General features: G+C 49.6%; 5 protein-coding genes and 2 riboswitches (1 of these 7 only partly in view). All 5 genes read left to right on the forward strand.

Annotated features, from left to right (window positions below; all coding sequences use genetic code 11):
* The first annotated feature begins 163 nt into the window (after nt 1–163).
* Nucleotides 164–1,114, forward strand: coding sequence for an AAA family ATPase (locus BV910_RS02595; protein ID WP_074034693.1), 951 nt, complete (start codon nt 164–166; stop codon nt 1,112–1,114).
* Nucleotides 1,111–2,181 carry a DUF58 domain-containing protein gene (locus BV910_RS02600; protein ID WP_078146247.1) on the forward strand — a complete coding sequence of 357 codons (1,071 nt, stop codon included), beginning with the start codon at nt 1,111–1,113 and terminating at the stop codon, nt 2,179–2,181. Before BV910_RS02595 ends, BV910_RS02600 begins: the two co-directional genes overlap by 4 nt.
* Entirely contained in the window at nt 2,178–4,277 is a 2,100-nt protein-coding gene (locus tag BV910_RS02605) for a transglutaminase domain-containing protein (protein ID WP_078146248.1), read from the forward strand. The genes BV910_RS02600 and BV910_RS02605 overlap by 4 nt, the downstream gene beginning before the upstream one ends.
* 41 nt (nt 4,278–4,318) lie before the next feature.
* Nucleotides 4,319–4,419, forward strand: a riboswitch (purine riboswitch).
* A 112-nt stretch (nt 4,420–4,531) separates the two neighbouring features.
* Nucleotides 4,532–6,055 (forward strand): glutamine-hydrolyzing GMP synthase, encoded by a 1,524-nt coding sequence (guaA, locus tag BV910_RS02610; RefSeq protein WP_078147889.1) that lies wholly within the window; start codon nt 4,532–4,534, stop codon nt 6,053–6,055.
* Between the two features lie 134 nt (nt 6,056–6,189).
* Nucleotides 6,190–6,291: riboswitch (purine riboswitch) on the forward strand.
* Nucleotides 6,292–6,379: 88 nt separating this feature from the next.
* Nucleotides 6,380–6,879: the beginning of an NCS2 family permease gene (locus BV910_RS02615; protein WP_078146249.1), read on the forward strand. It continues 862 nt past the right edge of the window; 500 of the gene's 1,362 nt are visible here — the first part of the coding sequence; its start codon is at nt 6,380–6,382; its stop codon lies beyond the right edge, outside the window.

A 6,879-nucleotide genomic window follows, 5' to 3' on the forward strand; every position in this document is an offset into this window, starting at 1 on the left:
GTGCCCGTTTTTTCTAAAGAACGGACACGTTTTTTGGGTAAAGAAATAGGAAGCGCATTTGGGTGCGGTATTTCTTTCTTTCCGATACTCGCTTGTGTCACAATAAAGTCAGAACATTCTAACTTTCAGTCATCCTAGACCAGAGAAAAAAGGGGAGTCCGTCATGTACCGTCCAACTGTCCAATCGATTATTACCGCTATTGAAACCGTGATTGTCGGAAAAGAAGAAGTCATCGCAAAAAGTCTCACTGCCTTGCTAGCAGGTGGGCATGTATTACTTGAAGACGTACCAGGAGTGGGGAAAACGATGCTCGTTCGTACGTTCAGTCGAGCGATTGACTTAGATTTTAAGCGCATTCAATTCACGCCGGACATGCTGCCATCCGACTTGACCGGGATTTCGATGTATAACCAAAAAACGAGAGAATTTGAATATCGACCAGGTCCGCTCATGGGTAACATCATTTTAGCGGATGAAATCAATCGGACCTCACCGAAAACGCAATCAGCTCTTCTCGAGGCGATGGCTGAGCGAAGTGTGACAGTGGACGGGGAATTGAAAGTGTTACCGTCACCTTTCTTCGTCATGGCGACACAAAACCCGATTGAGCATGAAGGGACGTATCCGTTACCGGAAGCACAGCTGGATCGCTTCTTACTTAAAATCGAGATGGGCTATCCGACGTTTAATGAAGAGATTGCGCTGTTGTCACGTTTTGAAAAAGAAGAGCCGCTCGAGGCGCTTCAGAGCGTGATCACGAAGCAAGAAGTCGAACTGATGCAACGTGAAGTGAGAGACGTGCATGTGTCGAGTGCCGTTAAACAGTACATCGTGCGATTGGTGCATGAGTCTCGAAAAGATCCGCATACGTATTTAGGCGGGAGTCCGCGAGCTACACTTGCGTTGATGAAAGCGGCTCAATCGTGGGCGTATATCCATAATCGCGATTTCGTCTTGCCGGATGATGTAAAGGCGATGGCGACGAGTGTGCTCGGACATCGCGTCCTTTTGACAGCGGAAGCGCGATATAAAGGGAAGTCACCGAATCAGTTGATTCAAGACTGGTTAGATACGTTACCTGTCCCGATGGATCGTGAGGTCAATGAAGTATGAAAAACTGGATGAAGCTGTTCGTTGTATGGGCGGCGGCATTCGGATTGTATGCATTTGCCCGCATCGAAGGCAGTATCGTCGCCTCGACATTATGGTGGTCGTTCGTCGTGTTGACCGTCTACTGGACGCTCTTTATGATTTATCCGGTCACGGCGGCAAATGTGGTGCGCCGTGTGACAACGAAGCGACTTGTCTCTGGACAAACAATGGACGTCGAGTTACGAATTGAACGGAAGTATCCTTTCTTGATTGGGATGGTCACGTTAGAGGAGCGATTGCCACAACGTTTGACGGATGAAGACAAGACGATTGTCGTGCCGGTGGACCGTTTTTTCCGACAAGCAGAAGTCGTCCAGTATGAGGTCGGGGCGATCAAGCGTGGGATTCATGTCTTTAACCGCACCGTGCTCCATGTACGCGATGTGTTCGGTTTGTTCGACCGGAAGCGGACGTTGCGACTCGAAACGGTCGTCGAGGTGTCGCCTGCCGAATTGCCGTTTGATTTACCTCGAGACGAACATGTCGGCGGTCGTGGGGAACAATATCGTCAAATGCGGACGTATACCGAAGTGGCCAATACGACCAGCGGAGTTCGGGAGTATGCGGCAGGAGACCGAATCGGACGGATTGATTGGAAGGCATCCGCACGTCGAGGGAACTTGATGACCAAGACGTTTGACCAGGAACAAGAGAAGAAGCTCTCGCTCGTATTCGTGCCTGCCGTCTCTGCCGAGTATGAAGAGGCATTTGAACGCTCATTATCCTTACTCGTTGGGGCGATTCGTCAGTTAGAACGAAAAAATCTGCCGTTTGAGCTCTACGTCATTGAAGAGCAGGTGCGACTGTTCCATCTTCCCGACCAGAGTGCGGAAGTCGGCCATTACTTATTGACTGCCACGCCAGAAGCCGAGGGGCGTCTCGTCGAACGAGTGAAGCAAAATCTGCCTCAACAAACTGGAGATTTGATTTTGATCAGTCCGTTTGAAACGACGTCCATTCGAGAGTTGATTCACGAGACACAAGGTAGCTATCATCTCTACACGGCAGTAAATGAGGTGACGGTATGAAGACATGGGTAACCCGAATCGTCTATACGGCGCTTGCCGCCTATTTGTTGTCGTTCTGGATTGAGCCGATTGTCGGAAGTACGACGTTCGATGTGACGTGGCCGTTTTACTTCCTGCTTATCGTGCCGATGTTAGCGAGTCTTCTGCCGTGGGCTGCTTTCCTTGGAATCTCGCTTCTTCATTTCCTCGTCATCTTGTATGTCTATCATGGCAGTATGCTGGACTGGTTTGGACTATGGATGGAAGATTTGATGGGTGTCATGAGCGGTGAGCTGCCGAATGAGGCAATTTTCTTTTCTGCCATGGCGCTGATCGGCTTGTTGTTCGCCGTGCTTGTCGGACGAACCTATCCAAGTTACAGTTTTGCTCTTGGAACGATCATCTCGACACTTGGGGTTATGGCTTATTTTGATACGTGGACGTTGTATGACGGGGAAGGCAATATCCTGTATGCCATCGTCACATCGCTCCTCTTATTATTTGTCACCGATTTGGCGAAGCGACCGAGTCAATCGCTCGTCCGATTCGTCAGTATCGGACTACTCCTCAGTGTCGTCGTGGCTCTCGCAAGCGCTTCACCTACGCTTGAAGGCGATTGGTCTGATCGAATCACTACGAGCTTCCGGAATGCGACGACGGAAGGGGATGGGAGTGGTCCGGGCCGAGTTGGGTATGGGGTGAACGACGAATCGCTAGGTGGTCCGTTTGAACAGGATGACGGCATCGTCTTCATCGCTCGCGGCGTGCCGGCCCGCTATTGGCGCATCGAATCCAAGGCGATTTATACAGGGAAAGGTTGGGTTGAGGCACCGGTTCTTGACTCGAACTACAATCGTGGTCAGTTGGTGGACTCGGAAGTGGATACGACACCGGAACAGGCATTGTTACGTTTTGAGCGCCGACAACCGTTCGTTCCTTACGGTGGAGAATATCCGCAAGCTATCGAAACAGAGTCCGGTACCGAATTTCGAGTCGGTGATATCGAACGGACTTTCCCGAACGAGACGATTACGATGCAACCGTCCGGAAAGATTGTATTTGAAAATGAGGAACAATCGACTCCGCGGACGATCCAACTTCGTTATAGTGTCCCGGCTTTCTCTGAAGAACAACTGGCATTAAATGAAGAGATCACATCGCTCACGGAAGAAGAGCAACAGGTCTATTTACAGCTACCGGAATCGTTGCCAGAGCGTGTACGAAATTTAGCCGCTGACATTACGGCGGAGAGTGAGACACCGAACGAGAAGGCGGAAGCGGTAGAAGCGTATTTCCGAAATGGAGAATTTCAATACGATACCGAAAATGTGGCACAACCGGAGGGGGACACGGATTATGTTGACCAGTTCCTGTTCGACACACAAATCGGGTATTGCGATAACTTCTCGACGTCAGCTGCCGTGTTGTTGCGTGCGAACGGCATACCGACGCGTTGGGTAAAAGGGTTTACGATGGGTGACACACGAGGGGTCGTTCAAGGTGAAGAAGAACATACGATTCGAAATCGTCACGCCCACTCGTGGGTCGAGTATTTCATTGAAGGCGCGGGCTGGGTCCCGTTAGAAGCGACCATCAGTTTCTCGGACGCCAACTTATTGCAGATGGAACGAGAGACGGATACGGAAGACACGACACCGGCTGCGAACGATCCCCAAGCAAATCAGGACAATGATACGCAAAACCGTCCGCAAGAAGATTTGTTGATCGATGACGTGACGACAGGTGATGTTCAAGAGGAGGCACGCAACATGCCCGTGTTGGGATGGGTTGTCATTCTCTTCCTCGTGGCGGTCCTCGTTTGGAACCGGAAAATCATCGCGCGTCAAATCATGTATGTCTGGTGGATGAGTCGTCCGCTCACGGATGGGCGCCTCGTCTCGATGCACCGCTATTTGATGAAACGACTGCGTGCGAACGGATTCAAAATTGAGGGACGTACGCCTTCGGAACTCGCCAAAGAGGTCGACGCCTACTATGAAACGAATGATATGACCCGTCTGACGGCTTTGTTTGAGCAAGCTATTTATGCGGAACAAGAGCCGAATTCAAAATATAAAGAATATTGGAAAATCATGATTCGTCGAATTATGAGTTGAAGTGACGGGATGCATCAAGTAAGATAGACGCATTAGTTAGATAATTGAACATGGCATTCCTTCGTATATACTCGTGAATTGGCGCGAGAGTCTCTACCGGACCACCGTAAATGGACCGACTATGAAGGAGCACGTTTCGTATACAAAGAAAAGGGCGTGCTTCTTCTTCGGTTTGGGTTGATCTGGGGGAGGGGCGCGTCCTTTTTTTGAGGAGAAGGCAGAAAGGTGGAGATTTCGTGAAAGTAGAACAAGAAATGATTTTGGTGCTTGATTTTGGTGGTCAGTATAACCAGTTGATCACACGTCGTGTCCGTGACCTTGGCGTATACAGCGAGTTGCATTCACATAAGATGACGGCAGCGGAGATTCGCGAATTGAACCCGATCGGCATCATCTTCTCGGGTGGACCGAACAGCGTATACGCGGAAGGTGCATATCGTTGTGATCCAGAGATCTTTGAACTGGGTATTCCAATCTTCGGGATCTGCTACGGGATGCAACTCATGACGCATCACTTCGGTGGTCGTGTGGAACGTGCCGCTCATCGTGAATACGGAAAAGCGACATTGTTCTCAACTCCGGAAGCATCAGTGATTTATAACGGGCTTCCAGTCGAACATACAGTATGGATGAGCCACGGTGACCTCGTCATGGAAGCGCCGGAAGGATTTATCGTCGATGGAACGAACCCGTCTTGCCCGGTCGCTTCAATCAAAAACGATGAGTTGAAAATGTATGGTGTCCAATACCATCCAGAGGTTCGTCACTCGGAGTATGGAAACGACATCTTGAAAAACTTCATCTATGAAGTATGTGGTGCCAAAGGCGAATGGTCGATGGAAAACTTTATCGATCTCGAAGTGGAGAAAATCCGTGAAATCGTTGGCGATAAGCAAGTCCTTTGTGCGCTTTCGGGTGGTGTCGACTCTTCTGTCGTGGCCGCACTCGTTCATCGCGCAATCGGTGATCAGTTGACGTGTATGTTTGTGGACCATGGTCTCCTTCGTAAAGGGGAAGCGGATAGTGTCATGAAGACGTTCGCGGACGGATTCAACATGAAGGTCATTAAAATCGATGCGCAAGAACGTTTCTTGACGAAATTGGCTGGTGTCTCGGACCCTGAGCAAAAACGTAAAATCATCGGAAACGAGTTCATCTACGTATTTGATGAAGAAGCATCGAAACTCGTCGATATGGACTTCCTCGCACAGGGGACGCTCTACACAGACATCATCGAGAGTGGGACAGACACAGCACAAACAATCAAATCACACCATAACGTCGGTGGATTGCCAGAAGATATGAACTTCACGTTGATCGAACCACTCAACACGCTCTTTAAAGACGAGGTCCGTGCACTCGGTACAGAACTTGGTCTTCCTGACTATATCGTTTGGCGCCAACCGTTCCCGGGTCCAGGTCTCGGAATTCGTGTCCTTGGTGAAATCACGGAAGAGAAGTTAGAAATCGTGCGTGAATCGGATGCGATTCTGCGTGAAGAAGTGAAGAAAGCTGGACTTGAACGCGACATCTGGCAATACTTCACGGTGCTCACGCCGATTCGCTCGGTCGGAGTCATGGGTGACGAGCGTACGTACGACTATGCTGTCGGTGTTCGTGCGGTCACTTCAATCGATGGCATGACGTCCGATTGGGCACGTATTCCATGGGATGTGCTTGAGAAGATCTCTGTCCGGATTGTAAACGAAGTCAGCCACGTTAACCGTGTGCTGTATGACATCACGTCTAAGCCACCTGCAACAATCGAATGGGAATAAGCTGAACAGAGGGGATATCCCCTCTGTTTTGTCTTAAAACCGAACATTAACGTTTTTTATCGTTGTAAAATCCGTGAATTTAGTTGACATTCTATTTTCACGCTGATACGATAAGAACGTTCTTATTATAACCGAACAATTATAAAATATTTTGCCGTATAATGTCGGGGATATGGCCCGAGAGTCTCTACGAAATCACCTTAAATGATTTCACTACGGCGAGACATAGATGAGGGTGTATGCCCTCGTATGTTTCGCGTGGGGTCCTCGGTCATTTGCCGGGGACCTTTTCTCGTTTTACGGCGAGTACAAGGAGGAAAACAAATGAGCACACAGCTCAAGCAAGAACAGCAACAATCATCAACAACGAGTCGGATCGATCGTTACTTCCAACTCACAGCACTCGGTACGAGTGTCCGCACGGAACTGGTCGCAGGATTTACAACTTTCCTCGCGATGGCGTACATTCTTTTCGTTAACCCGAACATTCTTGGGGCAGCGGGTATGGATACAGGAGCGGTCTTCGTGGCGACAGGTCTTGTTGCAGTCGTCGGTTCATTGACGATGGGACTTCTCGCGAACTACCCGATTGCGATTGCGCCGGGCATGGGCCTTAACGCGTTCTTCGCATATAGCGTCGTCATCGGGATGGGTATTTCTTGGCAAACGGCTTTGTCAGGTGTACTCGTATCAGGTCTCTTCTTTATCGTATTGACGTTATCAGGAATTCGCGAAACGATTGTCAACGCGATTCCGGCTCCGCTCAAAATGGCGGTTGCTGCAGGGATTGGTTTCTTCATCGCGTTCATCGGTTTGAAAAACGC

The organism is Exiguobacterium sp. HVEsp1 (assembly GCF_002009685.1).
GTDB classification, from domain to species: Bacteria; Bacillota; Bacilli; order Exiguobacteriales; family Exiguobacteriaceae; genus Exiguobacterium; species Exiguobacterium profundum.

What these genes read in the sequence shown, in the direction of transcription:
- guaA (WP_078147889.1), top strand. Translation starts at nt 4,532, where the DNA reads ATGATTTTGGTGCTTGATTTTGGTGGTCAGTATAACCAGTTGATCACA.
- BV910_RS02595 (WP_074034693.1), top strand. Translation starts at nt 164, where the DNA reads ATGTACCGTCCAACTGTCCAATCGATTATTACCGCTATTGAAACCGTG.
- BV910_RS02605 (WP_078146248.1), top strand. Translation starts at nt 2,178, where the DNA reads ATGAAGACATGGGTAACCCGAATCGTCTATACGGCGCTTGCCGCCTAT.
- BV910_RS02600 (WP_078146247.1), top strand. Translation starts at nt 1,111, where the DNA reads ATGAAAAACTGGATGAAGCTGTTCGTTGTATGGGCGGCGGCATTCGGA.